The following is a 26,098-nucleotide window of genomic DNA, read 5'->3' as shown; positions in this document are numbered from 1 at the left end:
ATTACGACAACGACAACGACAACGGCGCAAAAGGCACTCGCTATCAGAGAAACCCACGGCCGTGGATAATTACCTCACCCTGCCCGGCTGGGTCCTCGCGGTCTTTCAGTCGTGCCTGTACATCGCCCTGGCACCGCTCCTGGTCGGGTGGGTGCGCAAGGTCAAGGCGCGGCTGCAGAACCGCCGCGGCGCGCCCCTGCTCCAGGCCTATCGGGATCTCTATAAGCTGCTGGCCAAGGAGGCGCGGGTCGCCCATACCGCCTCCCCCCTGTTCCGCGCCGCGCCCTATATCGTCTTTACGGCCACCTGGATGGCGGCGGCAACCGTGCCGCTGCTGGTGGTGGATCTCCCGACCGCGGCCATCGCCGACATCATCGTGCTGGTGGGGCTCCTGGCGCTCGCGCGGGTGTTTCTGGCCCTGGCGGGCATGGACGTGGGCACCGCCTTCGGCGGCATGGGGGCCTCGCGCGAGATGCTGATCGGGGCCCTGGCCGAGCCGGCCATGCTGATGGCGGTCTTCACCCTGGCCATGACCGCACACTCGACCAACCTGTCGAGCGTCATCGATTATCACCTGGTCGACGGCTTCGTCCTGCGGCCATCCTATCTGTTCGCCCTGGGCGGCCTGGTCCTGGTGGCGGTCGCCGAATCCGGCCGCATCCCCATCGACAACCCGACCACCCACCTGGAACTGACGATGATCCACGAGGCCATGTTGCTCGAATACTCGGGCCGCCACCTGGCCCTGATGGAGTGGTCGGCGCAGATCAAGCTGCTGCTCTATGGAACCCTGATCGCCAATGTCTTCTTCCCCTGGGGGATCGGGCGCGGGTTCGGCGCCGCCGCCCTGGGGCTCGGGCTGGCCGCGGTGCTGGCCAAGCTCGCCGCACTCGGGGCGGTCCTGGCGGTCGGGGAGACGGTACTGGCCAAGATGCGGCTGTTCCGCGCCCCGGAATTTCTCAATCTGGCCCTGCTGCTGTCGCTGCTGGGGCTCCTGAGCCATGTGATCCTGGAGGTGGGGGCATGAACCTGGGCCTGCTGCCGCTCCTCCAGCAATTGGTGCTGGTGCTGGCGGCGATCGTGCTGTTCCTGTCCTTCGTGCTGCTGGCGCAGAACCGGCTGATCTCGGCGATCCATGCCTTCGCCTGGCAGGGCGCCCTGGTGGCGGCCGTGACCACGGTGGTGGCGGCGACCGGGCACATCCATCACCTGTACTTCTCGGCTGCCCTGACGCTGGCGCTCAAGGCCTTGCTGATCCCCTGGATGCTGCATCGGCTGGTGCGGCGCCTGGAGTTGGAGCGGCACACCGAGTCCCTGCAAAGCCCCACGCTCGTGACCATGGCCGCGGTCGCGCTGGTGATCTTCAGTTATTGGCTGGTGCTGCCCATGATCCAGGAGGAACTGGCCTTTACCCGCAACATCGTCGCCATCAGCCTGGCGGTGGTCCTGATCGGGCTCCTGATGATGGTCTTCCGCACCCAGGCGGTGGCGCAGGTGCTGGGCTTCATGTCGATGGAGAACGGGCTCTTCCTGGCCGCCGTCTCGGCCACCGGCGGCATGCCGCTGGTGGTGGAACTGGGGGTCGCCTTCGACGTGTTGGTGGCCATGGTGCTGTTCGGCGTCTTCTTCCTGCAGATCCGCGAGAGCATCGATTCGCTCGACGTGGACCGACTCAATCGGCTGCGCGAGACGGGGGGCGACCAGTGAACGCACTCACCCTGGTGTTGCTGACGCCGCTCCTGGGCGCCCTGATCCTCGGCCTGATCCGCCCGCCGCCGCTCGCCGGCTGGTTCAATCTGGGCGTCTCGGCGCTCTCGCTCGCCGCGGCGCTTTGGCTCGCCTGGTCGGTGGCCCAGGTCAGCGACCTGCCCGGCGACCTGGGCGGGCCTGGGCCGATCGCCGGCTCGCTCGCGGGGGACATCTTCGGCATGCCCTTCCGGGTCGATGCCTTCAACGTCTATCTGGTGGTACTGACCGCCTTCGTCGCGCTGACCACCAGCATCTTCTCGCGCCCCTACATGCGCTATGTGCTGGCGATCGGCCGCATCGGGCCGCGGCGGCTGCGCACCTATCACTCCATGTACCAGCTCTTCATGTTCACCATGCTGGTCGCGCTCACCACCGACAACCTGGGCGTGATGTGGGTGGCGGTGGAGGGTGCCACCCTGGCCACGGTCCTCCTGGTCTCCCTGTACCGGACCCCGGAGGCGGTGGAGGCGGCCTGGAAATATTTCATTCTCTGCGGCGTGGGGATCGCGCTCGCCCTGTTCGGCACCGTGCTGACCTATTTCGCCGCCCAACAGGTGATCAGTGACCCCGCCGCCGGGCTCAACTGGAGCACCCTCTATACCGAGGCCGGGCGCCTGGAGCCGGCGGTGATGCGGCTCGCCTTCGTCTTCCTGCTGGTGGGCTACGGGACCAAGGTCGGCCTGGTGCCCATGCATCAATGGCTGCCGGATGCCCATTCGGAGGGCCCGACCCCCATGTCCGCGGTGCTCTCCGGGCTCCTGCTCAATGTCGCACTCTATGCCGTGGTGCGGCTCAAGATGCTGGTGGACGGGTCGCTGGCGCACACCAGCAACCCACACCTGGCGGGCTACCTGCTGATGGGCTTCGGCCTCGTGTCCTTCCTGGTGGCCGGGCTCTTCCTGCACCGCCAGCGTGACATCAAGCGCATGTTCAGCTACTCCTCCATCGAGCACATGGGGCTCATGACCTTCGGCTTCGGCCTGGGCGGGCCGCTCGCCACCTTCGGCGCCCTGCTGCACATGCTGGTGCACTCGCTGACCAAGTCCGCGATCTTCGTCACCGTCGGTCATGCCACCCATATCGCCGGCACCCAGGCCATCGAGCAGATCCGCGGCCTGATCCGCACCCAGCCGACGGTGGGCTGGTCGCTCCTGATCGGGGTTGCGGCGATCGCCGGCTTCCCGCCCTTCGGCGTCTTCATGAGCGAGTTCCTGCTGCTCACGGCCACCATGAAGACCGCCCCCTGGTTCACGCTCGCCCTGCTCTCGGGGCTCGCGGTCGCCTTTGCGGGACTCTTCCGGCACCTGCACCCCATGGTCTACGGCACCCCGCCGGAGGGCCAGCAGCCGGTCGCGGCCAACATGATCCCGGTCGCCGTCCACCTGACGCTGGTGCTGTGGCTCGGGCTTGCGATCCCCGCCTTCCTGGCCAACTGGCTGGACCGGGCGACCGGGCTGATTACGGGGACGCGCCTGCTGTGAAGATCGACTGGCTGTTCGAGTTCCTCACCCGGCTGGCGGACAAGCGCCTGCTCGCCCACGCCGACGACCTGCAGTCCCTGCCCCCGGCGCGGCGGCTGGTGCTCAACCCCCACGACTGGGGCAGCGCGGCCAAGATCGGGGCGCGGATGGGGTTGCGCCACGCGGGGGTCTGGGCCGATCCGCCGGACACCGCGAGCGACGCGCCCGGCGCGAGCCTCATCGTGGTGCGCGCGGCCCTGGAGCACCAGGGCGGTTATCTGCTGCTGGAGACACCGGTCGCGCTGCAACAGCCGGTGCTGCCGTCCCAGACGCCCTACTACCCGGGCCTGGAGCGCCTGGAGCGTCACTGCCACGACCTGACCGGCGTCTCCTTCAGCGGCGAGACACGCCGCTGGACCCGTCACCAGGCCTGGGCGGCGGACGAGTTTCCGCTGCGCGCCGAGTTCCCGGCGGCCGGTCGCTCCGATGCCCGCACCCCGGCGGACGCGGGCTACCCCTTCGTCCCGGTCCACGGCAGCGGCGTCTACGAGATCCCGGTGGGCCCGGTGCACGCCGGCATCATCGAGCCCGGTCACTTTCGCTTCCACGCCATGGGTGAGGATGTCCTGCGCCTGGAGGAGCGCCTGGGCTATGTCCACAAGGGCATCGAGAAGATCGCCGTGGGCCGGGACCCCGCCGGGTTGGCCCGGCTGGCGGGGCGGGTCAGCGGCGACTCCACGGTCGCCCACACCTGGGCCGCCTGCCAGGCCATGGAGCGCGCCGCCGGGTGCGAGGTCCCGCCCCGCGCCCTGTGGCTGCGCGCCCTGATGGCCGAGCGCGAGCGCGTCGCCAACCACTTGGGCGATATCGGGGCCATCTGCAACGACGTGGGCTTCACCTTCGCGCTCGTCCAGTGCGCGCGCCTGCGCGAGGCCTGGCAGCGGCGCAGCCGCACCCTCTTCGGACACCGCCTGATGATGGACGCCATCGTCCCCGGCGGCGTCGTTCACGACCTGGCGGCCGACGCGCGGCAAACCCTGCACGCCGACCACAGTGCCCTGCGCAAGGCCGTCAAACCGCTTTTCAATGTCATCGACGACCACCCGTCCCTGAACGACCGCCTGATCACCACCGGGCGCCTGACCACCGAGCAGGCGCGGGCCCTGGGCTGCACCGGCTACGTCGGCAAGGCGAGCGGCCTGCCCTTCGACCTGCGCCACGACTACCCCTACCCGCCCTACGACACCCTCGAGGTCAAGGTCCATACCGAGGCCGACGGCGATGTGGCCGCCCGGGTGCGGGTGCGCATGGCGGAGGTCCGCGGCAGCCTGGCCCTGATGGAACGACTACTCGAGACCCTGCCGGACGGCCCCATCGCCACGCCCCTGCCCGCGGCGACGCCCGGGGCGGTCGGCCTGGGCCTGGTGGAGGGCTGGCGCGGCGAGGTATTGAGCTTCGTGCGCTTCGCCGCCGAGGGGCGCATCGCCCGCTTCTTCCCGCGCGACCCGAGCTGGTTCATCTGGCCGGGCCTGGAGCAATTGGTCCTGGACAACATCGTGCCCGACTTTCCGGTGTGCAACAAGTCGGTCAATGGGTCTTATTCCGGGGTCGATCTTTAACGCGGTCGCTCTGGATTGACGCGATTCAAGAAGAAGATCAGCCGCAAATGAACGCAAATGAACGCGAATTCAATCCAGTTTGCCGTTATACCCATCATCCCTCGGGTCGGGACGTTCGCTAGGCACGCGGCGAGCGGTCCGCACAGCGGACCCTACGGGGACGCAGCGAACCCGTAGGGTCCGCTGTGCGGACCAACGATCTCGCTGCGCGCACAATCGTCAAGATCATTATCAAGACCCGCGGCGCATCCCAAGCCCCAAAGGGGCCTGACATACCAGCCCAGGGCAACGCCCTGGGTGCCGTGTATGGGAATGCCCAGCCCTGAAAGGGCGTGACATACAGCGACGAATGAATGCCGGGTATTGACGCGACTCGCCGCCCACATTGAAATCCTTGGCCCCGTCTTCCTTTGCCGCACGACTCATTCTCCCCGAGGGTAACGCCCCATGTTCCGCATCCTGAAGCAATCCCTGAAAACCGGCGTCATCACCGAACCCGCGCCCGCGGCGGATGATGCGGAATTGGAGCGGCTGGGGATCGAACTGCTGCGGCACGTCCACGCCCGCCTCGGGCGCAGCCTCGCCATCCGCCAGGTCGATGCCGGCTCCTGCAACGGCTGCGAACTGGAGATCCACGCGCTCAATAATCCCTATTACGACCTGGAACGCTTTGGCCTGCACTTCGTCGCCTCCCCGCGCCACGCCGACGCACTGTTGGTCACGGGCCCCGTCTCGCGCCACATGGAGACGGCCCTGCGCCGCACTTGGGCCGCAACCCCGATCCCGAAGCTCGTCATCGCCGCCGGCACCTGCGCCTGCGATGGCGGGGAATTCGGCGAGTCCTACGCGAGTTGCGGGGCGGTGGAGAATGTCATCCCGGTGGATGTGAAGATCCCCGGTTGCCCACCTGCACCCCTGGACCTGCTGCGGGGACTTTTGGCGGCCATTGCGCCGGAGGCGGCACCGGCCGCCGCTCGGGACAGGTAAAGTGACCAGGCCCGAGTACTTCGCCTGACTCAGCCGAAACGTTTTCGGGCCTCGATCAAGCTTTGCTTTTCCCTTGAATCAGAGTGAGTCGAATCGATAGAAGATCAGGCCCATACTTGAGACAACCGCAACGATCGCAAAGATCATGTGAAATCGGCGGCTCGCGATGAACAGGGCCGCCCCGGACAGTGAGACCAGCAGCGCGAGCCACACATCGTAAGCGAGGCCGAGGGAAATGAAGTAGTCGCGGCCTTTGAGCAGCGTGTCGGCGAGGTCGGTGAGCAACATGGCGATCAGCAACCCGAAAAACCACCGCTGACGGGCATGAAAATAGTCTTTGAAACCGTTATATTCATCCATCCTGTCAGGAAAAAGGAGCGTGGAGATCAGGAACAGAAGCGAGGCGTAGACGATGAGCAGCAGATAATGCGCGAATGACCAGGTATGGATCTGGGCGAGATTGAACTCCGCCCACCAATAGTGAATCACGGTCAGGAGCATGAACAGCGCCCAGGCCAAGTGCGGCCCGTACACCTGTTCCCGGGACGGATGCTGTACGAAGCGCGCCAGTCCGGTCAACAGGCGGGCAATGCTGAGTCCGACCAAGATACTCAGCATCATTCGCACATGGACGAACTGATCACTGATCGTGAGGAGTGCAGCAGCTGTCAGCGGTTCAGGCATCGCGTACCATCATGTGTCTTGATGACCAAAGCGGAATTGGGAACATAATAGCACTTGGCAACGGGTCGTCGATAAGTTTTAGACTTGTTCGCGGGTGCCCGCCTCCGGCGAGCCGATACTCGGATCTCCTTGAATTGTCTGAGGTCGTCCGCACCGCGGACCCTGCGGGCGCGGAGCCTTCCCGCAAGGTCCGCTGTGCGGACCGGGCGTTGCTGGCCGGATCCGCGAGGGGGCTAAGAACAGGGGGGGCTAAACGGTTACAATTTTCGGGGCTCAACACCTTCAAGGTCGCCTCCACCCGTTACCTTTACACCTCGCCTGCTTTCGTGCCTACGCATCGACGCGCCCGTTACCGTTCGCGCCGCAAGGCTCGATACTGGGCTCGCGGCTCACGATTACCCAGGTGGGATTTGCACCCACTAGACTATGCGACATTGCCAAGCCGCACTGGCCCCTTTATCCCGTTGGCCCTTTTTCCCGCCTTTTCCCATGCCTTTTCCCGGAACTCGGCGACTCCGCGGCCGGGGATCGCACTGGATGCGTGGCGGGCGCCGCGCAGTGCCGGCCAGAACCGGATCGGCCCGTCCCGGGGCGGGGATGGGGTTGTCATGGCGGCGGATCGGGAAACTGGGATGGGCTTCACCGTTTTCTTAGGGAAGTCCACTACAATTACCAGGACATAGGGTCGCGATGATCGCGTACTTGGTGCCGTTGTACCTTCCGAACAGATGAGGTGTCACATGAAGAAGCAGTTAATGACGACGCTCGCAGTGGCCGCGCTTGGGGTGATCCTGGCCCTGCCGCAGGCGGCGAATGCCGTCGCTATCAGCGAATGTGACGGCCGCAACGTGTCGGGCCCGCCCCAGGGCGTCGAGATGGCCTTCATCCCGACGGCGGTGGAGACAGTCCAAGCGGTGGTCACGCTGATCGACGAGGACCTCTTGAATCTCGTCGTCGATGCGCTGGATGGCTCCGACTAGGCCCCGGGGCGTACCGGAGTCGGACCCGCAATCAGGCAAAGGATCGCACCCACCATCAGGCTGCGCGACCGGCGCCTCGGACCTCAACCCCAGGCAGCCGCGCCGTGGCTGAGGTCACGAGTTGGTCCGCGACACCATCGCCCCAAGGCGCAGCGACGATGAAGCGGGCCTCCCCGTGGCGCTGGGCCGCGCTCAGCGGTCTGCTCTACGGGCTGTCCTTCCCGTCCTTTACCCAATTGCACCTGGAACCGCTCGCCTGGTTCTGCTGGGTGCCCTGGTTGCTCGCGCTGCGCGGCCCCGTCTCCTGGGGACAGGCAGCCGGCTCCGGCTGGCTCGCGCTCTGGATCGGCACGGCCATCGCCACGCGCTGGCTGCTGGTCGTCCAGCCCGGCGTGGGTCTCTTCGTCTTCACCGTGCAGTCGGCCCTGATGCTGCCGATCCTGCTGCTCTTCTTCGCCGTCCGGCGCCTGGTCGGCTGGCGCCGTGCACTGTGGGTCCTGCCGCCGCTCTGGACCGGGTGGGAATGGCTACTCACCCGCCAGCCCTTGCATACCCCGCTCGCCTTTTTCGGCTACAGTCAGGCCAACTGGTATGGACTGATCCAATATTGCGACCTGGTCGGGGTCTGGGGCATCGCCTGCTGGCTGGTCCTATTCAATGTGCTGATCGCACGGGCCTGGGCGCAAGCCGCGGAGGGCCGGACCGGGATGACCCGCCGCCTGCTTCCGCGACTGATCGCCATCGCCCTGCCGATGCTCGCTCTGCCCGCCGGCTATGGGTGGTATCGCATCGGCGAACTCGAACCGCGGCTGGCACAGGCACCGCGTATCACGATCGCCCTGGTGCAGCCAAACGTCGGTTACGGGGGCAAGGAGCAGGAGTCGCAGCGCGATTATGTCAAGGCCATGGAGCAGATGGTCATCCGCAGCACCGAGAGCATCATCGCGCATCACCCGGACCTGGTCGTGTGGCCGGAGGCGACGCTGCCGTTCGATGTCAGCACCCAAGCCGCCGTCAGGGACTACCTGTTGCTGGTGGTCGAGCGCTGGAATGTGCCGCTCATCCTGGGCTTTCAGGAGCGGTTGGATGAGCGGCACCTTTACAACTCCGCCTTGCTCGTGACCCCGCAACTGGCGCGCTATGCCCGCGATCTCCCCCGGGATCAGCCCCCGCGGCTCAAGGTATACCGGAAACAGGAGTTGGTGCCCTTCGCCGAGCAGGTGCCGTTCGCCGACCGCGTCCCCGCGCTCGAGGCGCTCGCGTTACCGATCGACGGCGCTACGAGCCTGATCCTCAAGGGTGACCCGGTCGCCACCCGCTTCGCCTTCCGCGATCACCAAGGCGTGAAGCGCTGGGCCGGGGTGCGCATCTGCTACGAGGTGCTCTATCCCGCGGGCACCGCCCGCCTGGTCGCCGACGGGGCTGCGATGCTGACCGTGATCTCGAATGACGGCCCCTTCGGTCGTTCCACTGCGACCCTGCAGCTCGCCGCCTACAGCCGCATCCTCGCCATCAGCACCCGCCGCTCGCTCGCGCGTTGCGCGAACACGGGGTTGACACTCTTCGCCGACCCCCTGGGACGGCTCTATGGATCGGTCCCCCGCTGGGAAGAACAGGTCGCGGTGGGATCGGTCGCCTTGGGCAACGACCTGAGCCTCTATGTCCGCTATCCCGATCTGTTTCCGGCGGCCTGCCTGGGAGCGGCGGTCCTGGGGGCGCTGCTGGCCTGGGTCAGGATGGGCCGAGCCGCAAGAGCATCATAGGCCGCCGGTTTGCCCGGCCGCCTCGGCGCCGCCCTGCACCCCGGGTCGCGCCGGTAAGGGTCGACGGCAGGATTGCCGAGGAATCCGAGTCTGTCGGCGCAACCGCGCCGTCCGTCCGGCAACACGGGAAAAGCGGAACCACATCGCGCTCCCACGGGGAGGCTGCCATATAATCAGCAAGGGTTAACGGACTGATTCCGCGACCCCGGGTCCTTCCACCGACGCAGAGAAACAACATGAACACACGATCGACGGGCCTCGCGCTGCTGGTGATCGGCGTTGCCTTGGCCCTGCCGCAGGCGGCCAATGCCATTAGCAGGCAATGCCGCAATAATGACCCTAATTGTATTATATTAAGCACGGAAGCGCCAAAGGGGATACCCGAGGCCTTTGTTCCGAAAGAGGCCGAAGGTGCCCCGGCGGCACCGGTGCCGACCGACGAGGACCTGCTGAACCTCGAACCGAAACCGGCCGAACAGCGCACCTAGCTCTCGTCCAACGCGCCGAGCGGGTTGAAACCGATCAACAGGTCCTCGCCTAAGGCCAGTCGACCCTGGATCGTCAAGAGGTCGGCGCTCCCGGTCGCGTCGAGGTCCACCAAGACCTCACTACCGGTTATGAGAAAATCCGGGGCTGCCCAATCGGCCCCTGGCCCTTGGTCCTTCAACCGACAGAGAGAAGTAACATGAGAACCCGATCGATGAGACCTGCACTGCTGGTGATCGGCATCGCCCTGGCACTGCCGCAGGCGGGATATGCCATTGTCGGCAAATGCGAGGGCATAAGATGTACGTTGAATACGGAAGAGCCAAAGGGGATTCCCGAGGCCTTTGTTCCACGAGAGATCGACCGCGCCCCGGAGACCTCGGTGCCGGCCGATCAGGATATCCTCAACCTCGAATCGGAGCCGGCTGGGCACCCCACTTAGCCTGACACACTCGCCGTCACGACCGGCGTGCCCGGAGCGCGCGCGGGGCACCGCCGCGCGGGCGCCCCGCCGGTCTACCTGTTACCCGGTGCCTAACCGACGACGCCCGGCAAGCCCCAGGGCACCGAGTCCGACCAGGGCCCAAGGTGCAGGGCCCGGCACCAGGGCCATCGTGTTGCCCTGATAACCGTAACGGATCTCGTAGCCGCTGGGTACATTGGTCGCGTCGAAATTGCCGCTGCCATCCCAGGAGCCATAGGTCATGAAGATATAGACCGGGTCGTCCAGCGCGCCGAGCAGATTGAAGTCGAACAAGACGTCGGTGTCCAGGATCAGTTCGCCCAGGATCGTCAGTAAGTCGGCGCTCCCGGACCCGGTCGGGTCGAGGTCCACCAAGACCCGGCTGCCGGTCTTCAGGTCGAGGTCACCCGTGATGGTGAAATGTCCGGGTGGATCGCCCCAATTCCAGCCGGCGTCCACCATCGAGCCGTCCAGCGCCACCACATCGCCCTCCAGGGTACCGTCACCGAAGAGTTCCTGATCGGCACCCAGCAGGAGTCCGCCGACGACCGCGGTGGCATCGACGATGGCGTCCAGGTCGGCAAAGATCCAGGCGGTACCGCTCACGTCGGCCCCGGCCCCAAGTACCATCTTACCCGCGTAGGCCCCAACCGAGTCGGCCCCCGTGATACGGCCATTGACGACCGTAGTCCCGGACCCGGCATTGTACACGTCACGGTAGTAATCCGTGAGGGGGGACATGTCGATGTCGCCGTTGAGCAGCAGGGTCCCCGAACCCAGATTCGCAACGGCGGCGCCGCCCGGGGTGTTGGTCATATCGATCTTGCCGTTGACGGTCATATCGCCGCCCAAGGCGCCGAGCGCGACGAAGTCGACCGGGCCGCCCGACAGATTCACGTCACCGTCGATCGTCAATGGCCCGGGGCCGGTCCCAAGCACCTGGGCATCCAACGCGACGGCGCTGAGATCGATGTCGCCCGTCACCCGCACCGCACCAGGACCCCCGAACCCGAGGTAGCCATAGTCGTTCGTGGCATCGGCCGTCAGGTCGCCCGCCACCGTCAGGGTACCGACCAGGGACCCGAAGGCGAAGGTGTCATACAGGAACGGGTCGCTCCCCGCCGACAGGGTTATGGGGCCGGCCAGGGTGTTGTTGCCGACACTATAGACGTGGGCCGGCTCCCCGGTGTCCGGGTCGACCGCACGACTGAGGAGGGTCAGCGGCTCGGCGGTGGAGATACCGCCGGAGAGCACGAGGGCCCCGGTCCCGTCGATGGTGGTCCCGGTAGCGGTGGCACCGAGCGCGTTGTCGTGCCAGATCGTCAGGCGTCCGGAGGTGACGGTGGTGGCCCCGGTGTAGGTGTTGGCGGCCGCATCGAGCCTGATGGTCCCGCCCGTCGCGGTGCCGGTGAAGGTCAGGTCACCCGCGGTGTCGACGGCGGGGTCGACCAGCGCCGCGGCGATGGCCAGCGTGCTGTCGGGGTCGGCCACCCGGAAGGTGCCGCCGCCCGCCGCGACCGTGACCGTGCCCGCCAGCGTGACGGAGTTGGCGCCAACCGCGGCGTCGGCCTCAACGATGCCGTTGTCCAGACGTAAGTCATTGATAGTCGTCGTCGCATTCACGTTGAGCAACTGCAACTGCGCCGCGTTCGAGAAGCTGAGCGAGTCGCCAGCGAAGCTGAGGTCACCGGCCGTCGGGGTGCGGGTCAGGCGGCCGGCAACCGCGTTGGCGTAGTCGTACCCGGCGGTCGGCGGTGTCCCCGCCACCGGCGCGCCGCTAGGCTCACCGGCGCCCCACCGTGCCCCTTGCGTGAGCGAACTCTCCCCGACCGCGTCGCTTGCGGTCTGGCTGACCGTATCCGCGAGCGCCGCCGCAGCGGAAAGCACGAGGCCGGCCGCCAGTGCGAGCAGTGCGCGAAACGCGACGCGACGCGCCCGGTGCGGGCGTCGTGCGGTCGTTGTCCGATCCAACATACCATGCCTCCCGGTGACACCTGGATTTACTGGACAGCCACACTGACGGCATGACGCACGAATGGGCGTGGCGGCATCAACACTCGCGAATCAGTGTAGCAAGAAAAAAACAGGCTGCCGGAATAATCTGCTGATCGGTCTTTGGTGATAAAGGAATGGGTTAAAGGTTTCTTGGGGGAGTCGCAGACTCAGTTTGAATCTCGGCCCAGTCCGCCCAATCCCGCGGAACCAGGAAGTGCTCATAGAGCCGCGCCTCCGGGCTGCCGGGCTGCGGCCTCCAGTCATAACGAAAACTTACCTCCGGCGGCAGTGACATCAGGATGGACTCGGTCCGCCCGCCCGATTGGAGCCCGAACAGGGTGCCGCGGTCGCAGACCAGATTGAATTCCACGTAACGGCCGCGGCGGTATTTCTGGAAGGCGCGTTCCCGCTCGCCATAGGCGGTGGCGCGGTGCCGCTCGACGAGCGGCAGATAGGCGCCCGGATAGGACTGCGCGACCGCGCGCAGGAAGGCGAAGCATTCGGCGAATCCGCCCGTCCCGTCACCGCCGGGCAGACCGCCGGGGCCCAGGTCATCGAAGAAGAGCCCGCCGATACCGCGCGGCTCGGCGCGATGCTTGAGGAAAAAATACTCGTCGCACCACTGCTTGTAGCGCGGATAGACCGCCTCCCCAAAGGGCCGGCAGGCGGCCCTGGCGCTGCGGTGCCAGTGGACGCAATCCTCGTCGAAGCCGTAATAGGGGGTGAGGTCGAAGCCGCCGCCGAACCACCAGAGCGGCGGCTCGCACGGGTGCCGCGCGATGAAGAAGCGCACGTTCAGGTGCGAGCTTGGCACATAGGGGTTTTGCGGGTGGACCACCAGCGACACCCCCATGGCCTGGAAGCCGCACCCCGCCAGTTCCGGGCGGGCGGCAGTGGCGGACGCCGGCAGGTGATCGCCGAAGACCTGTGAGAAGTTGACCCCGGCCTGCTCGAAGACCGCCCCGCCCGTCAGGACCCGGGTGCGCCCGCCGCCCCCGCCGGCCCGCTCCCAGGCGTCGTCCCGGAAGCGGGCCTGCCCGTCCAGCACTTCCAGAGCGACACAGAGGCGGTCCTGCAGGTCGCCCAGATAGGAGCGGACCGCCTCGATGTCGGGGCTCTCACCCACGGACGCAGGCTACCTCCGGTTGTCCCTCAGGACGAAGTCGCGGTGGGTCTCGCCGACATAGATCTGGCGGGGCCGCGCGATCCGGTTGGCCTGGGTCTGGTTCTGTTCCCACCAGTGGGCGATCCAGCCGGGCAGGCGGCCGATGGCGAAGATGACGGTGAACATGTTGGTCGGGATGCCGATGGCGCGCAACAGGATACCGCTGTAGAAGTCCACGTTCGGATAAAGCTGGCGCTCGATGAAATAGGGATCCGACAGTGCGATCTCCTCCAGTCGCCGGGCGATTTCCAAGAGCGGGTCGCCCGCGCTCAACTGGGGCAGCAGCTTCTCGGCGATGGCGCCGAGCATCTTGGCGCGCGGGTCGAAGTTCTTGTAGACCCGGTGGCCGAACCCCATGAGACGCACCTTGCTGTCCTTGCTCTTGGCCTGCTTCACATACTCCTCCGGGGTGATGTTGCCCTGGTGGATCTGCTCCAGCATGGTCAGCACCTCCACATTGGCCCCGCCGTGCAGCGGCCCCCACAGGGCGCAGACCCCGGCGGCACAGGAGGCGAACAGGTTGGCCCCGCTGGAACCGACCATGCGCACGGTGGAGGTGGAGCAATTCTGCTCGTGGTCCGCGTGCAGGATCAGGATCAGGTTGAGTGCATCGCGCACCAATTGGGGGCAGATATACTGCTTGTAGGGCTGGGAGAACATCATGTGCATGAAGTTCGGCACATAGCGCAGCGCCGGGTCCGGGTAGATGTTGGGCAGGCCCCGTGAGTGCCGGAAGGCGTAGGCGGCAATCGTGCGTATCTTGCTGATCAGGCGCGCGGCGGCGTGCCGGAATTGACTCTCGTCTTCCAGCTCGTGCAGTTCCGGGTGGAAGCAGGATAGGGCGTTGATCATGGCCGAGAGGATGGCCATGGGGGGCGCGACCCGGGGGAAGCCCTCGAACTGGTGCCGCATGCTCTCGTCGAGGTTGGCATAGCGGGTGAGATCCGCGGAAAATTCATCGTATTCCGCCGTGGTGGGCAGCCGCCCGTTGATCAGGAGCCAGGCGACGTCGGTGAAGGTGGGGCCCATCGCGAACTGTTCGATGGGGATCCCGCGGTAGCGCAGGATACCCTTTTCGCCGTCGATGTAGGTGATGGCGCTCTCACAACTGCCGGTATTGCCGTACCCCTTGTCCAGGGTGATGTGGCCGGTCTTGGCGCGCAGGTCGCTGATATCGATGCCGCGCTCGGCCTCGCTGCCTTCGACGATGGGGAACTTGTATTCGTTGCCGCCCAGGGTAAGGATTGCCTGGTCAGAACAGAGTGTGGACATGGGATGGGTCTCCGGAGTAACTGCAAAGGACCGCCCCGGCCGTTGCCGGGCGCAGGGGCGCGTTCGAGATCAAGACCTGGCCCAGCGCGCCGACCAAGGGCAGGACGGGTGCACTTCTACAACTGCATGAACTACGCCAGGGTCCTCGGACCCCGGCGGGGCGGGACTCAGTGGCCCTGCTTGTTGGTGAGCGAACGGACCGCATCCACGGCCTTCTGCTGCCACTCTCTGGCCCACGGGGGTTGGGGCAGGTTCCAGCCGATCACGATCCCGATGGCGATGAATATGAGCATGGTGAACATAGAGAGAACTCCTGGGCTTGAGATTGGATCATGGGGTCGGCCGGGGGTAGACCCGACCGCGCACCGGTGCGGGGCCTTGCCGGGTGCGTCACCGGGCGGGCCGGCCGACCCGGCGGCGACGCTGCACCAGCCCCGGTTGGCACCCGGGACCGGCGTTGCGCCGCCGCTCAGGAGAGACCGACCGCCTGGTGCAGATAGGACACCACCTGTTGGTCCAGCCCGAGCTTGGCCGCCAGATCGGCCAGGTAGCGCCGCTCCGCCTCCGAGTCTACGGTGATCGTCATGAGCGAGGCGGTATATATCTGGGCCGCCACCTGCTGGTTCGGTATCCCACGGACCAGGGCGTCCAGGTCGATGGGCTTTTGCATCTCCGCGGCCACGAAGCGCTGCTCCTCGTCGGTGATGCCGCCCTCGTCGAGCTTACCGAGGAGGCGCGCCTGCTCCTGTTCGTCCACCCGGCCGTCGGCCTTGGCGGCGCTGATCATGGCCTTGAGGGTCAGCATCGCCACGTCCATCAACTGCTGCTGCTCCTGCGGATTCGCGGGGGCACGCAGCCCGGTCAGGATCGCGGTCAGGCCGTCCCTGCCGCCCGCCGGGGGCCCGCCCGCCTGGGCCGGGGCGCCGGCGAACATGCCCTTGGCCAACTCCAGGGCCTTGGCCGCCAGGGTACCGAACACCGCCATAGAGCCCAGACCGGCAGCGGCATTGCCCTGGGACCCGGACCCGCCGAAGATGGCGCCGGCCACCTGCTGGAGGACCTCGGCGGAAAGACCGCCGGTCCCACCCGGCGCCGCCGCCCCGCCGCCGGCCCCGGCTGCACCGCCGCCGAGCATGGCCCCGGCGGCCTTGGCCAACAGGTCGGAGAGACCCCCACCCGCGGCGCCAGGCGCCGCACCGGACGCACCGCCGCCGAGCATGGCCCCCGCGGCCTTGGACAGGACCTCGTAGAGACCACCGCCGGCGGCCGTCGGCGCCGCACCCGCGGCGGCACCGCCCGTCATCTGGCCCATCATCTTGCCGAGCACATCGCCCATCCGGTTGTCCGCCGCGGGGGCCATTCCGGACTGCATCACCGCACCAAGCATATCAAGGGGATTCATCAGCGTTCTCCAATGCGCTTGAAAGGTTGATCGGCGGCCGGCGGTGCCGGGAACAGGATACCCGCCGCCCGCCCGCGGATGTTACAGCGCCGGGGGCTCCGGGGATACCCGGGCGAACCGGCCGGTCAGCGATGTTCCTCCAGCCGGAACCCGAGCAGTTCCAGGACCAGCGCAATGCCGGCGCCGCCCAGGAGCCCGCCCAGGAAACCGGACGGCAGTTCGCGGTGGACCTGCCCCAGCAGGTCGTGACTGGTCCCGTCCGGGGCCAGCGTCGGGGTCCCCCCGAGCAGCCAGATGCCGGCGGCGACCATAGAGGCGATCAGACCGGCCACCAACGCCGCCGCCAGGTCGACCGGGACCAGTCGCCGTCCGCGGCCGATCAGCCAGCGTTCCGCGACCTCGAACAGGGTGCCGACCAGGATGACCAGGAGGGCGGCGAAGACAAAGGTCCCCGCCGACCGGCCGGAGGCGACCAGTGCGGCCACCACCGCCCCCGCGACCAGCCCCCCAAGCAGCCCGGCCAGGGTCCGGGACAGGGGCCGCCCGGCGGCGTCCGTCATCCAGGCATAGAAGCTGCCGAGCCCCAGACCGACCAGCGCGGCGGTCCCGGCGATGGTGCCGAGCCCGAGCTGCGGACCGGCCAGGATCAGGGACCCGACAGACGCCAGGACCCCGGCCATGGCGCCGCTCAGGGCCACCGGCATGGCACTGTAGAAGGCGGCCGTAGCCATCGCCGCCGCCGCGGCGGCCACCAGCGGCGACTGCCAGGCGGTGAGTCCGAGCGCCATGAGCACCTGCTGCAGACCCGCGAACAGGGCGCCGCAGAGCCCCCCCGCCAGACCCCACACCAGGAGTGTCATCACCAGCGCGGTGAGCTTGTCTTTGTTTATCATCTCGGGCCCTGCCCCACTGGTGGTAACCTTTGATAGTCTAACAGGATCAGGCAGCGCACCGGGCCCCGCAACCGCCGCCGGACCACGCCGGGCGCCGTCCGCTCTCAACTCAATCTTCGCCCCCTGACCGGCACCCGGGTCCGATACACTTGCGCCACTCAACCAACAAGCCCAAACGCCCCATGTCCGAGTCCACCGCCAACGGCACCCGCCGCGAGATCGACGGCGAGTTGCGCGTCTACTACGACGGGTACTGGATCAAGCACTATGACCCCCCGCCCAACTCGGAGGAGACCCGCAAGCGCCTGATTCAGGCCCTGACGCGGCGCCTCTTCAACCATGTCGAGCACGGGATCAACATCCCCGGGGCCCGCCTGGACGAGGCGCGCGAGGCCTACCAGTCCGAGACCCATATCGAGCGCAAGCGGGTCAACGGGGCCATGCTGGCCGGTGCGCTGTTCAACCGCGCCGCGGATATCTTCACCTCGCTCGTGGACTTACAGTCCGCGGGGGTCGAGATCGCGCCCGACAACACCCTGATGCGCGAGTGCGGTCAATGCCTGATGGAGGCCCTGGATCTGGGCAAGATGGTGCGCCACCGCGGCGGCGACGAGGGCATCGACGAGTTGTGGGGGGAGCCCTTCAAGGCCTTCTCGATCCCCATCGAAGACTTCTACGAGGGCCGTTATCTGAAGATGGCCATGGCCATGCGCGACATCGACCGCCTCGGAACCGGTCTCAAGGACGCCTTCTCCACCAGCACCCGGTTCTCCGACATCGATCCGCGCATCGACCACCTGGTGCGGGCGGCCAAACGCAAGTGCGAGATCCTGCGCACCGATCCGTGCATCTTCGTAGTCTGGCCCGACTATGTGGTCGCCCGCGAACAGCTCTGCAACATTGCGCCCCAGTTACCGACGATCCCGGACGCGGCGGCCATCCGCGAGGTGTTGGAGGGGGCGCGGCTGCTGCGCGAGGGGACCGAGCTCGTCACCCACATCGTGCGCGCCCGGGTCCCCATGCCCAAGAGCACCCGGGAGTTCCTCGACCGCTGCAACCGCTTCCGCCAGGCCGTCTGCAAATCCAACGGCGAGGGCCGGTGAACGGCTCGGGCAGTCGCGTCCCCCGCCGAAGAATGAAGAAGAGTCGTCCGCAAATAAACGCAAATCAGGACAATGACTTGGCGATCCGGCCGTCGCACCCGGAACGACGACCGCCAAGCATCCAGGTTCCCTTCTTATTTGCGTTCAATTGCGTTCATTTGCGGACAAATCGTTTTCCGAGCTTACCGCACTGCGGCCATCCGGGGCGCGCCGCCGCCGATGCGCGCCTTGACGGCGTTGCCGAGTTGGTACACGGCCATCGCATAGTAGGTGAGGTGGTTGTAGCGGGTGATCACATAGAAATTGTGCAGGCCCAGCCAATACTCGTAGCCGCTGCCGACGTCGAACTTGAGCAGGCTCGCCGATTTCGCCCCGCCTAAGGACCCGGCCGGGGTGATCCCGGCGCCGGCCAGGGTGGCGAGCGAATAGTTGGTATCGAACCCGGCCTTGAGGGACCCGGCGCCCGGGCCGCTCACCGTCGCCCGCACCACCACCGGCTCCCCGGTGCGCCAGCCGTGACCCTTGAAATAGTTGGCGACACTGCCGATGGCATCCACCGGATGCCACAGGCTGCGATGCCTGTCCCCGTTGAAATCCACCCCGTAGCGGCGAATGTTCGAGGGCATGAACTGACCATAGCCCATGGCCCCGGCGAAGGAGCCGGTAGGTTTGAAGGGGTCGATGCCCTCCTCCCGGGTCATGAGCAGGAAGGCCTCCAACTCACCGGTAAAGTACGCGGAACGTCGCGGGTAGGCGAAGGACAGGGTCGCGAGCGCATCGATGATGCGGGTCTTGCCCATGATCCGGCCCCAGCGGGTCTCGACCCCGATGATGCCGACGATGATCTCCGGCGGCACCCCATAGGTGGCGGAGGCGCGCTGCAACTCCGCACGGTGTTGGTTCCAGAAGGCCACGCCCTTGTCGATGTTGTCGCTCGTGATGAACTTGGCCCGGTAGCGGTTCCAGGCCCCGGTGGGGACGCTCGGACCGCTGCCCTTGCGCAGGGGCTTGTTCATCTGCGCGATGATCCAATTCTGGCGTTGCGCGCGCGCGAGGATACTCATGACCGCCGTAGCATCGTAGCCGTGGCGCTGCTGCATGGTCTGGGCGAAGCGCAGCGCGGCCGGGTTGTTGGCGAAGTTGCCTGAACCGCCGCCGCCCCCGTAGGCCGACCCCTCGGGCGCGCGGCCGGCACCCTCCCGCGCAGGATTGGAGCCGCAACCGGCGAGCGTGAGGAACAGCAGAAACGAGAACAGGGACAGGATGACGCGCACGAAATACCCCGCATAATGGGTCAGACAGGCCAGGTCGCGATGGTAAACCATCTTCTGAGGAATGCAAGCCAAGGCCGCATTTTCGCAGGGCTTCAGCGCCGCCTTGACCATCCCCGATCGCCATCAGCCAACGAAGAATGATCAGCCGCAAATGAACGCAAATAAGCGCAAATAAATCTACAAGTTGCGATGATCGTCCACTGCACCCGGCCGGTGAACGGGCAACACCGCCCAGGTTCTTGTTTATTTGCGTCCTTTTGCGTTCATTTGCGGCCAAACTGCTCTTTCCAGGATCAGGGGGTCACGGTCAGAATGGCACACCCGCCAGCGCTCCGGGCGACGCCTCAGCCACCCAGCACCAGGATCGCATCCATCTCCACCGCCGCACCCCTGGGCAGGGCCGCCACGCCCACCGCCGCCCGCGCCGGGTAGGGCTCGCTGAAGAACTCCGCCATGACCTGATTGACAAGGGGAAAGTGGGTGAGATCCGTCAGGAAGACGTTGAGCTTGACCACCTCGCCCAGGCTCCCGCCCGCCGCCCCCGCCACCGCCGCGAGATTGCGCAACACCTGCCGGATCTGCGCCTGCATGTCCCCCTCCACCAGGGCCATGGTCTGCGGCACCAGCGGGATCTGACCCGAAAGATAGACGGTATCCCCCACGCGGACGGCCTGGGAGTAGGTCCCGATCGCCGCCGGCGCCGCCTCGGTGTTGATGATCTGTCTGGGCATTTGGTGACTCCGCGTTGGGTTATGGGTGTTGGGCTTGAGATTGTCGCGCGCCGCTCAGTCGGTCCCCGTAGGGTCCGCTGCGCGGACCGACGACGTCCGGGTTCGCTCGCCGGGCCACAACCAAGGCCATCGCGCGGGAATGCGATCAGAACCGATGTATTAACGCAGCTATCGTATGGTACGCACCGGGTACCCTACAAGTTACAGCTACCAGACGTTCTCACGGACCGGGCGCCGTTGTCGTTGTCGTTGTCGTTGTCGTTGTCGAATAATCCGACCACGATTACGACAACGACAACGACAGGTACCCGGGATCTCGGTCACCACATCAGTTCCGAGCGCACCCTCGCGCAGGCCCCGGGCCGCTGCGCAAGCCGATATACTGTCAGCCCACACGACCGGGGAGCAAGCCATGTCCGCACTCTTTGAATCCAACCTCCGGGGCCTGCCCCTGCTCGGGCGCGGCAAGGTCCGGGACCTCTATGCGGTCGGCCCCGACCACCTGCTGGTGGTGACGAGCGACCGCCTGTCCGCCTTCGACGTGGTGCTGCCCCAGCCCATCCCCGGCAAGGGTGAGGTCCTGACCCGCGTCTCCAACTTCTGGTTCGCCCGCACCGCGGCCCTGATCCCCAATCAGTTGAGCGGCATCCCGGTCTCCCAAGTCGTCACCGACCCCGACGAACTGGCCCAACTCGGCGCACGCGGCCTGGTCGTGCGCCGGCTCGCGCCGCTGCCGGTGGAGGCCATCGTGCGCGGCTACCTGATCGGTTCCGGCTGGAAGGACTATCAGGGCAGCGGCGCCGTCTGCGGCATCGCACTGCCGGCCGGGCTGCGCCAGGCGGACCCCCTCCCCCGCCCCATCTTCACCCCCTCCACCAAGGCGGCCGCCGGCACCCACGACGAAAACGTCGATTTTGCCCACATCAGCGGCCTCTTAGGCGCCGAACTGGCGGCCCAGGTGCGGGATGCGAGCCTGCGCATCTACGAGGAAAGCGCCGCCTTCGCCCTGCGCCGCGGCATCATCATCGCCGACACCAAGTTCGAGTTCGGCCTGGACCAGGACGGGCGCCTGCACCTGATCGACGAGGTACTGACCCCTGACTCCTCGCGCTTCTGGCCGGCGGACCAATACCAACCGGGCCAGAGCCCGCCGAGCTTCGACAAACAGTTCGTGCGCGACTATCTGGAGACGCTCGACTGGGACAAGACCGCCCCCGGCCCCGAACTGCCCCCGGACATCATCGCGCGCACCGCCGCCAAGTACCGCGAGGCGGAGGAGCGGCTGACCGGCGCCTGACGCACGCGGCGCAGGCTGATGACCGCACCGCGACCGTAGGGTGCGCCGTGCGCACCATGACGCCGACCGAAACCCTGGCGGCGGCGATCAACCGCAGCCTCGCAAGGTGCGCACGGCGCACCCTACGCCCATGGTCCGAGCAATTGCGTCTGGTGGTACTCGTCCGATCGCCCGCCGATCCTTGGCACCCCAGGAGCCCTGGAGTTTTTAATTGCGTATCGAAATCGAGCACGAGACGACCTACGACTACAGCGAACCGGTACGGCTCGGCCCCCAGACGGTGCGACTGCGGCCCCGCCCCGGCGGGACCCTGCGGGAACTGGACTTCGCCCTCGCTGTCGACCCGGCGTCGGCGCTCCGCCTGGAGTGTCTGGACCTGATGGGCAATCGGATCGTGCGGCTGCGCTTCGCGGACGAAACCAGGCACCTGCGTCTGGCCATCCGTCTCGCGGTGGAGACCGGCGCGCCCGCGGACTATGTCCCGTTCCTGGAGCCCGGGCAGGCGCGACTGCCCCCCGACTATCCGGCGGCGGAGTCCGCGGCACTCACCCCCTATCTGGCCGGACCGCCCGCCGAGCCCGCCGTCGCGAACCTGGCCGGGCGCCTCCAGGGTCAGGCAGGCGCAGATCTGCTGGTCTTCCTGGAGCGCCTGAACCGCTGGATCTACGAGCGCATCACCCGCGAGATCCGCCCCACCGGCGCCCCCCAGACCCCGGCCGAGACCCTGGCCCGGGGCCGCGGTGCCTGCCGCGACCAGACCGTGCTGTTCGTCGCCCTGTGCCGCACCGCGGGGCTCGCCGCCCGCTTTGTGAGCGGCTACCAGGACCGCTCGGCCATGGAGACCGACCGGCGCTATCTGCACGCCTGGCCGGAGGTCTATCTGCCGGGGGCGGGCTGGTACGGCTATGATCCGACCCGTGGGATGGCGGTATCGAACGGGCATGTCGCACTCGCCGCCGCGCTCGACCCGGCCGGAACCCTGCCGGTCGAAGGGAGCTATTTCGGGGGCGCGTCCTCGCGGATGGGATTTGCGCTGACGATTCGCGCCTACGAAGCCGTGACGGAAGGGTAAGCTGCGTCGGCGTCATTTTCAGGTGTCCGCGCTGGGCAAGTTAGCACTATCCAGTGTCGGCCTGTGACGAGGCCAACCCATCGTCGATGGCCAAATTTATGTGTTTGTTAGCTGCTGAATGAATGCCTTAGCAATATCGGATGCAACTCTTGTTGTGCTCTTCTTTGTTATAGAGTGGTTCTGATCCATAACATACCACTCATCGCCAGAGCCTTGCACTGTAGTAAGCTCGATGTACGCAGGAGCGGAGTTTTCCTTTTGTATCCATGCTGGATAGCCGTCTGGATTTTTTTCCGACCAGAAAATTGAAGGCCCACCGTTTTCTATGCTCTCCATCTGCTTGTACATTTGAGATGATCTATATCCAAACCAGGCTAAGCGAGAAATGCTTGGCATCCCTGGGATATCTAAATTAACTATAAAAGACCAGGTTTTCGACACAGAATGCCTCGCACATAACTCAATATAGTCATCCAGTTCTAGTGAGTTATCAAATGTCTTGATGTTACACTGGCCCTTAATTGGCTCAATCATAGCATTAAGTTCGTGCTCTATGATTTGAGCTAACAACGAGACGCTAGTATTCCAAATATTAAGCCGTCGCTCTTGTGCAATACGTATTCTCTCAATGGCCGGATCATATCCCTGCTCTTGCTTTGCCGCCTGTTCAAGGCCGCGCAACGCATCATTTGCCCTCGCAATAATTAACTCAAAAAATTCACTTAAATCCCCGCCTTCGTCAGAAATTCCCAAGGCATCAATATAACGAACTCTTTCTTTTTTCTTAATTATGATTGAAGGATAGCCAGCTCTTACAAGCTCAAGATTGGTTATCGCGCGAGCTGTTCTTCCGTTACCATCAATAAAGGGATGAACATGAACAAACCAAGCATGCAGGACCGTTGCTCTTATTACCGCTGGTAAATCTCTATTTTCACTGGACCATCGTTCCCAATTCTCCATGCCTTCCATCACTTGCTCCCATGTCTTTGGGGGGGTATGTTTCGAGCCTGTAATTCGTACTCTTTCGTTTCTGAAAATACCGGCGGAAGGGCGGTCGCCCATGATTAACTCATGTATCTCCCTCACTTGTCTTAAATCAGTTGGATTATGATCTTTTGCCAGTTCAGTTAAGCGCTGCAAAGCTCGATCAAGCGCAATAGCATCTCTAATGTAAGCAGGGTCATGTCCAGTAATAGTTATCCCTTTTAAGACCGCCAACTCCGTTTCACCGGCTGACAACGTACTTCCTTCGATGGCGTTTGACTCAGCAACGTGTTCGAATCGCTTCTGTCCATAATATCTTTGCAATGTTTCTTGAGTGAGAATACCTTGAAGCCGAAGCAGATTCACGCGCTCCTCAAGTTTCTTAATGTCCTCTAACAGACGATCTTCCATTTTTTTATCAAGTATATAGGGGCATTTTTCTAAGTTAATCATTACTAATACCTTAGATTAGTGGACTTGTCCAGTTAACGAGACTTCGGCGAACGAACTATCTTTCCCAGTCTTTCAGGGGAATGTACCGCATCGGGGGAAGATTTCGGCTACCCAGGATCGCGGCTTCCGCCGAGCGGCATCGGCGACGATGTTGCCTCAGCCCTTGACCAGCCGCCGGTCCAACCGCAACGGCCGCGGGGCACCAACGACCACGGCGGCGGCGTACCCGGGATGGGCCGGGTTCAACAAGATGTTGTGTTCACCCGGCGTCACCGCGCTCGGAACGGACAGGCCCACCGAGACGGACTCCGCGATCCAGCGCTCCCCGAGCGCCCGCGTGGAGGCCGGTGCCGGCCAAGCGGCATAATCCGGGGGCAGATCCGCCCAGGACTCACACACGAGGATGGCCCGCGAATCCACCTCCACGGCAAAATACCGCCAATGCCGACGCAGCACATCGTCCGCCTCCAGATGGACCAGCAGTTCCAACTGCGCCAGAGAGAGCGACTGCGCCGTGTAGATCACCGCCACGCCCGGTGTGTTCCACCGTCCACCATAGAGACGCGCCCCGTCTCCGCTGAAGGCCGACTCCAGATAGTCCTCATCGACCAGACGGAAACTCGTCAAGCGAAGACCCCGTGGCGCAGCCGACCGATCAGGTGCTCGACCTCGCGCGCACCCACTTCCGTGTCTGCATAGTCTAAGGGCGTCTGTCCCGCCAGCGCGGCCTTGGGCGACTTCAACCAGTCACGCGCCCGATCGCCATCGCGCAGCATTTGGGTCGCGAGAGCGAACAACCGCTCGATCCTTAAGACCCGCTCCGACTCGCCTGGGTCCAACCGCCCGGCCTGTCGGCGGCGCGCCAGGGTCCGCCCTGGTATCCCGGCCAGGTCGGCGGCCTCTTGCAGCGTCATCCCCAGTCGCACCCGTAACGCCTCCAACTCGGGGAAGGGAAACCCGGCACGGACCCGCTCGACCAAGCGTTCAGTCGGCATCTGCAGCACACCGAGGTAGTCGGCGAGCGGGTCGGCCCCGTCGGGGGTTTCTTTGCGCAGCGCGGCCTGTGCCATAGACACACCTCTTAAGTGAATGACGCCACATGGCAAAATTATATGCGCCAGATGGCTCGCACGCAAACCGGCGTACACTTGAGGACCGGATCAGACCAAGCCCCAGCCTTGCGCGTCGAGGTCGTGGCCGAAGGTCTCGGCGAAGGCGGTCTCGGGAGTATCGGCGACGTAGAGTACGCCGTACCGCACGAGTGGGTCGTTCCAGCGGGCATCGGCACCGGTGGAGAAGTGCAGAGCCGTGCCATAGCGGCGATGGCTGATACGGTAGCGAACGGTTCCGGCAGGCAGGCGCAGCGTCTTGAGCTTGGTTTGACCAGCGGCGGGCGGCGGGGCGACGTTCATCGGATGGCTTGGTCGTAGTGCCGGTTCCCACCGGTGGTCCGGTGCTACCCTCCCTGCGGTATCCCCATGGACCGGATCATCGCGCCGCCTGGACACCGAATTGGCACGCCTTGCGCGCCACCAGGGCGCACGCGGCCCCGTCCGCGGCCCGCAGCGCCGCGATCGGGGTCGTCCCCGCTTCCGTGCCCAGGTCGCGATCCGGGGTAAGGAAAAAACGCACCTTGGCCGCGGCGCTATCGGTGTCGAGTTGGGCGAGGACGGCCTCGAGTCCGGCAACGACCCGATTGGCTTCGGTATCGAACTGGAAGGCCGGATAAACCCCGTGCCCGCCCTGCGGCAGGACCAACAGCTTGCCCCGAGCGGTACGTTTACGCACCGCGTCCGCGGTGATGCCGAGCAGTGTCGCGACCTCGGCGGCGGTGTAGACCCCGCCCGCGCCCTCCAGCAGCTTGCGCAAGGCCAGTTGCCCGCGCAGACGCAGCCGGGTCTCCTCGTGGACGCAATGCTCGAGGCGGGTCGCAGTATCGCGGGGAAGTCGGTCGGTCAGCATGGCTGGCAAGTATCGTTTGTCCGGTTGACCTGAGTATAGGGGACAATAACGAGCGTCGGCAGTGCGGCGGGAATCCGGAATCGGCGGTCTATCCCCGGTCTCTGCGACCGCGCAAGCTGCCGTGGCCTCGTCGCGGCTGACGCCGCTCCCACGCACGCCTTTCATCGTCCGGGGTAGCTGGTCTTGCTGCCATGGCCGTTGGCCGGTCCGGAGGGCCGGCGCCATGGATTGCTCTTGGATAGCTCGGGAACCGCCACCGGCTAAAGCCTCGACCTCCGGTTGCGGACGGACCGCCACTGGC

General features: G+C 65.6%; 26 protein-coding genes. 12 read left to right on the top strand and 14 right to left on the bottom strand.

Annotated elements, in window-relative coordinates:
• Nucleotides 1–61: 61 nt before the first annotated feature.
• From THSYN_RS12790 to THSYN_RS12770, 5 genes are all read left to right on the top strand, one after another.
• Entirely contained in the window at nt 62–1,027 is a 966-nt protein-coding gene (locus THSYN_RS12790) for a respiratory chain complex I subunit 1 family protein (protein WP_100919489.1), read from the top strand.
• On the top strand, nt 1,024–1,707 hold the full coding sequence (locus THSYN_RS12785; RefSeq protein ID WP_100919488.1) for a formate hydrogenlyase: 684 nt from the start codon (nt 1,024–1,026) through the stop codon (nt 1,705–1,707). Before THSYN_RS12790 ends, THSYN_RS12785 begins: the two co-directional genes overlap by 4 nt.
• On the top strand, nt 1,704–3,230 hold the full coding sequence (locus THSYN_RS12780; protein ID WP_100919487.1) for a hydrogenase 4 subunit F: 1,527 nt from the start codon (nt 1,704–1,706) through the stop codon (nt 3,228–3,230). Before THSYN_RS12785 ends, THSYN_RS12780 begins: the two co-directional genes overlap by 4 nt.
• Nucleotides 3,227–4,828, top strand: a complete 1,602-nt coding sequence (locus tag THSYN_RS12775) for a hydrogenase large subunit (RefSeq protein ID WP_335582505.1) — start codon at nt 3,227–3,229, stop codon at nt 4,826–4,828. Before THSYN_RS12780 ends, THSYN_RS12775 begins: the two co-directional genes overlap by 4 nt.
• A gap of 447 nt (nt 4,829–5,275) precedes the next feature.
• Nucleotides 5,276–5,815 (top strand): NADH-quinone oxidoreductase subunit B family protein, encoded by a 540-nt coding sequence (locus THSYN_RS12770; RefSeq protein WP_100919486.1) that lies wholly within the window; start codon nt 5,276–5,278, stop codon nt 5,813–5,815.
• A 78-nt stretch (nt 5,816–5,893) separates the two neighbouring features.
• Here the strand turns inward: THSYN_RS12770 and THSYN_RS12765 are convergent, their stop codons facing one another.
• Nucleotides 5,894–6,499, bottom strand: coding sequence for a hypothetical protein (locus THSYN_RS12765; RefSeq protein ID WP_100919485.1), 606 nt, complete (start codon nt 6,497–6,499; stop codon nt 5,894–5,896).
• A gap of 740 nt (nt 6,500–7,239) precedes the next feature.
• On the opposite strand from THSYN_RS12765, the gene THSYN_RS12755 reads away from it, so the two are divergent.
• From THSYN_RS12755 to THSYN_RS12740, 4 genes are all read left to right on the top strand, one after another.
• On the top strand, nt 7,240–7,479 hold the full coding sequence (locus tag THSYN_RS12755; RefSeq protein ID WP_100919483.1) for a hypothetical protein: 240 nt from the start codon (nt 7,240–7,242) through the stop codon (nt 7,477–7,479).
• Between the two features lie 158 nt (nt 7,480–7,637).
• Nucleotides 7,638–9,242, top strand: a complete 1,605-nt coding sequence (lnt, locus tag THSYN_RS12750) for an apolipoprotein N-acyltransferase (protein WP_100919482.1) — start codon at nt 7,638–7,640, stop codon at nt 9,240–9,242.
• 236 nt (nt 9,243–9,478) lie between these two features.
• Nucleotides 9,479–9,730 (top strand): hypothetical protein, encoded by a 252-nt coding sequence (locus THSYN_RS12745; RefSeq protein ID WP_100919481.1) that lies wholly within the window; start codon nt 9,479–9,481, stop codon nt 9,728–9,730.
• A gap of 212 nt (nt 9,731–9,942) precedes the next feature.
• The gene (locus tag THSYN_RS12740) at nt 9,943–10,170 is read left to right on the top strand and encodes a hypothetical protein (RefSeq protein WP_100919480.1); all 228 of its coding nucleotides are present in this window, start codon (nt 9,943–9,945) and stop codon (nt 10,168–10,170) included.
• A gap of 81 nt (nt 10,171–10,251) precedes the next feature.
• Here THSYN_RS12740 and THSYN_RS12735 read toward each other — a convergent pair whose 3' ends face one another.
• The 6 genes from THSYN_RS12735 to THSYN_RS12715 all read right to left on the bottom strand — a co-directional run bounded on the left by THSYN_RS12735 (nt 10,252) and on the right by THSYN_RS12715 (nt 16,918).
• Nucleotides 10,252–12,165, bottom strand: a complete 1,914-nt coding sequence (locus THSYN_RS12735) for an autotransporter outer membrane beta-barrel domain-containing protein (RefSeq protein WP_100919479.1) — start codon at nt 12,163–12,165, stop codon at nt 10,252–10,254.
• Between the two features lie 160 nt (nt 12,166–12,325).
• Nucleotides 12,326–13,312 (bottom strand): oxygen-dependent coproporphyrinogen oxidase, encoded by a 987-nt coding sequence (gene hemF / locus THSYN_RS12730; protein ID WP_100919478.1) that lies wholly within the window; start codon nt 13,310–13,312, stop codon nt 12,326–12,328.
• Between the two features lie 9 nt (nt 13,313–13,321).
• Nucleotides 13,322–14,623: a citrate synthase gene (locus THSYN_RS12725; protein ID WP_100919477.1), complete on the bottom strand. Its 1,302-nt coding sequence runs from the start codon at nt 14,621–14,623 to the stop codon at nt 13,322–13,324.
• A 167-nt stretch (nt 14,624–14,790) separates the two neighbouring features.
• Nucleotides 14,791–14,925, bottom strand: coding sequence for a hypothetical protein (locus tag THSYN_RS36655; protein ID WP_257791245.1), 135 nt, complete (start codon nt 14,923–14,925; stop codon nt 14,791–14,793).
• Between the two features lie 167 nt (nt 14,926–15,092).
• Nucleotides 15,093–16,025, bottom strand: a complete 933-nt coding sequence (locus tag THSYN_RS12720) for a tellurite resistance TerB family protein (RefSeq protein ID WP_100919476.1) — start codon at nt 16,023–16,025, stop codon at nt 15,093–15,095.
• Nucleotides 16,026–16,150: 125 nt separating this feature from the next.
• Nucleotides 16,151–16,918 (bottom strand): spermidine synthase, encoded by a 768-nt coding sequence (locus THSYN_RS12715; RefSeq protein WP_100919475.1) that lies wholly within the window; start codon nt 16,916–16,918, stop codon nt 16,151–16,153.
• 182 nt (nt 16,919–17,100) lie between these two features.
• Between THSYN_RS12715 and THSYN_RS12710 the strand changes: the two genes are divergently transcribed.
• On the top strand, nt 17,101–18,021 hold the full coding sequence (locus THSYN_RS12710; protein WP_100919474.1) for a hypothetical protein: 921 nt from the start codon (nt 17,101–17,103) through the stop codon (nt 18,019–18,021).
• A 182-nt stretch (nt 18,022–18,203) separates the two neighbouring features.
• On the opposite strand, the gene mltB is transcribed toward THSYN_RS12710, so the two are convergent.
• Both mltB and THSYN_RS12700 read right to left on the bottom strand, forming a co-directional pair.
• Nucleotides 18,204–19,346, bottom strand: coding sequence for a lytic murein transglycosylase B (gene mltB / locus THSYN_RS12705; RefSeq protein WP_216644746.1), 1,143 nt, complete (start codon nt 19,344–19,346; stop codon nt 18,204–18,206).
• A 293-nt stretch (nt 19,347–19,639) separates the two neighbouring features.
• The gene (locus THSYN_RS12700; RefSeq protein ID WP_100919473.1) at nt 19,640–20,026 is read right to left on the bottom strand and encodes a Rid family detoxifying hydrolase; all 387 of its coding nucleotides are present in this window, start codon (nt 20,024–20,026) and stop codon (nt 19,640–19,642) included.
• A gap of 412 nt (nt 20,027–20,438) precedes the next feature.
• Here THSYN_RS12700 and THSYN_RS12695 point away from each other — a divergent pair, with 412 nt between their 5' ends.
• Both THSYN_RS12695 and THSYN_RS12690 read left to right on the top strand, forming a co-directional pair.
• Nucleotides 20,439–21,323, top strand: a complete 885-nt coding sequence (locus THSYN_RS12695; RefSeq protein ID WP_100919472.1) for a phosphoribosylaminoimidazolesuccinocarboxamide synthase — start codon at nt 20,439–20,441, stop codon at nt 21,321–21,323.
• A 211-nt stretch (nt 21,324–21,534) separates the two neighbouring features.
• On the top strand, nt 21,535–22,395 hold the full coding sequence (locus THSYN_RS12690; RefSeq protein ID WP_100919471.1) for a transglutaminase family protein: 861 nt from the start codon (nt 21,535–21,537) through the stop codon (nt 22,393–22,395).
• Nucleotides 22,396–22,491: 96 nt separating this feature from the next.
• Here THSYN_RS12690 and THSYN_RS12685 read toward each other — a convergent pair whose 3' ends face one another.
• The 5 genes from THSYN_RS12685 to THSYN_RS12665 all read right to left on the bottom strand — a co-directional run bounded on the left by THSYN_RS12685 (nt 22,492) and on the right by THSYN_RS12665 (nt 25,797).
• Nucleotides 22,492–23,835, bottom strand: a complete 1,344-nt coding sequence (locus tag THSYN_RS12685) for a Fic family protein (protein ID WP_100919470.1) — start codon at nt 23,833–23,835, stop codon at nt 22,492–22,494.
• Nucleotides 23,836–23,991: 156 nt separating this feature from the next.
• Nucleotides 23,992–24,462, bottom strand: a complete 471-nt coding sequence (locus THSYN_RS12680) for an RES family NAD+ phosphorylase (protein WP_100919469.1) — start codon at nt 24,460–24,462, stop codon at nt 23,992–23,994.
• Complete coding sequence (gene parS, locus THSYN_RS12675) at nt 24,459–24,905, bottom strand: type II RES/Xre toxin-antitoxin system antitoxin (protein ID WP_100919468.1); 447 nt, start codon at nt 24,903–24,905, stop codon at nt 24,459–24,461. The genes THSYN_RS12680 and parS overlap by 4 nt, the downstream gene beginning before the upstream one ends.
• A 90-nt stretch (nt 24,906–24,995) precedes the next feature.
• Nucleotides 24,996–25,247, bottom strand: coding sequence for an RES family NAD+ phosphorylase (locus THSYN_RS12670; RefSeq protein WP_100919467.1), 252 nt, complete (start codon nt 25,245–25,247; stop codon nt 24,996–24,998).
• 76 nt (nt 25,248–25,323) lie between these two features.
• Nucleotides 25,324–25,797, bottom strand: coding sequence for a hypothetical protein (locus THSYN_RS12665; protein WP_100919466.1), 474 nt, complete (start codon nt 25,795–25,797; stop codon nt 25,324–25,326).
• Between the last annotated feature and the right edge of the window lie 301 nt (nt 25,798–26,098).

The organism is Candidatus Thiodictyon syntrophicum (genome assembly GCF_002813775.1).
Taxonomy (GTDB): domain Bacteria; phylum Pseudomonadota; class Gammaproteobacteria; order Chromatiales; family Chromatiaceae; genus Thiodictyon; species Thiodictyon syntrophicum.
The sequence above is the reverse complement of the archived record's forward strand: the minus strand, read 5'-3'. Positions and strand labels throughout refer to the sequence as shown.

Bases quoted from the DNA above. Each gene is read 5' to 3' on its own strand.
- THSYN_RS12720 (WP_100919476.1), bottom strand. From the start codon at position 16,025: ATGAATCCCCTTGATATGCTTGGTGCGGTGATGCAGTCCGGAATGGCC.
- THSYN_RS12785 (WP_100919488.1), top strand. From the start codon at position 1,024: ATGAACCTGGGCCTGCTGCCGCTCCTCCAGCAATTGGTGCTGGTGCTG.
- THSYN_RS12685 (WP_100919470.1), bottom strand. From the start codon at position 23,835: ATGATTAACTTAGAAAAATGCCCCTATATACTTGATAAAAAAATGGAA.
- THSYN_RS12770 (WP_100919486.1), top strand. From the start codon at position 5,276: ATGTTCCGCATCCTGAAGCAATCCCTGAAAACCGGCGTCATCACCGAA.
- THSYN_RS12740 (WP_100919480.1), top strand. From the start codon at position 9,943: ATGAGACCTGCACTGCTGGTGATCGGCATCGCCCTGGCACTGCCGCAG.
- THSYN_RS12725 (WP_100919477.1), bottom strand. From the start codon at position 14,623: ATGTCCACACTCTGTTCTGACCAGGCAATCCTTACCCTGGGCGGCAAC.
- lnt (WP_100919482.1), top strand. From the start codon at position 7,638: ATGAAGCGGGCCTCCCCGTGGCGCTGGGCCGCGCTCAGCGGTCTGCTC.
- parS (WP_100919468.1), bottom strand. From the start codon at position 24,905: ATGGCACAGGCCGCGCTGCGCAAAGAAACCCCCGACGGGGCCGACCCG.
- THSYN_RS12695 (WP_100919472.1), top strand. From the start codon at position 20,439: ATGTCCGCACTCTTTGAATCCAACCTCCGGGGCCTGCCCCTGCTCGGG.
- THSYN_RS12715 (WP_100919475.1), bottom strand. From the start codon at position 16,918: ATGATAAACAAAGACAAGCTCACCGCGCTGGTGATGACACTCCTGGTG.
- THSYN_RS12710 (WP_100919474.1), top strand. From the start codon at position 17,101: ATGTCCGAGTCCACCGCCAACGGCACCCGCCGCGAGATCGACGGCGAG.
- THSYN_RS12670 (WP_100919467.1), bottom strand. From the start codon at position 25,247: ATGAACGTCGCCCCGCCGCCCGCCGCTGGTCAAACCAAGCTCAAGACG.
- mltB (WP_216644746.1), bottom strand. From the start codon at position 19,346: ATGGTTTACCATCGCGACCTGGCCTGTCTGACCCATTATGCGGGGTAT.
- THSYN_RS12745 (WP_100919481.1), top strand. From the start codon at position 9,479: ATGAACACACGATCGACGGGCCTCGCGCTGCTGGTGATCGGCGTTGCC.
- THSYN_RS12700 (WP_100919473.1), bottom strand. From the start codon at position 20,026: ATGCCCAGACAGATCATCAACACCGAGGCGGCGCCGGCGGCGATCGGG.
- THSYN_RS12735 (WP_100919479.1), bottom strand. From the start codon at position 12,165: ATGTTGGATCGGACAACGACCGCACGACGCCCGCACCGGGCGCGTCGC.
- THSYN_RS12665 (WP_100919466.1), bottom strand. From the start codon at position 25,797: ATGCTGACCGACCGACTTCCCCGCGATACTGCGACCCGCCTCGAGCAT.
- THSYN_RS12765 (WP_100919485.1), bottom strand. From the start codon at position 6,499: ATGCCTGAACCGCTGACAGCTGCTGCACTCCTCACGATCAGTGATCAG.
- THSYN_RS36655 (WP_257791245.1), bottom strand. From the start codon at position 14,925: ATGTTCACCATGCTCATATTCATCGCCATCGGGATCGTGATCGGCTGG.
- THSYN_RS12755 (WP_100919483.1), top strand. From the start codon at position 7,240: ATGAAGAAGCAGTTAATGACGACGCTCGCAGTGGCCGCGCTTGGGGTG.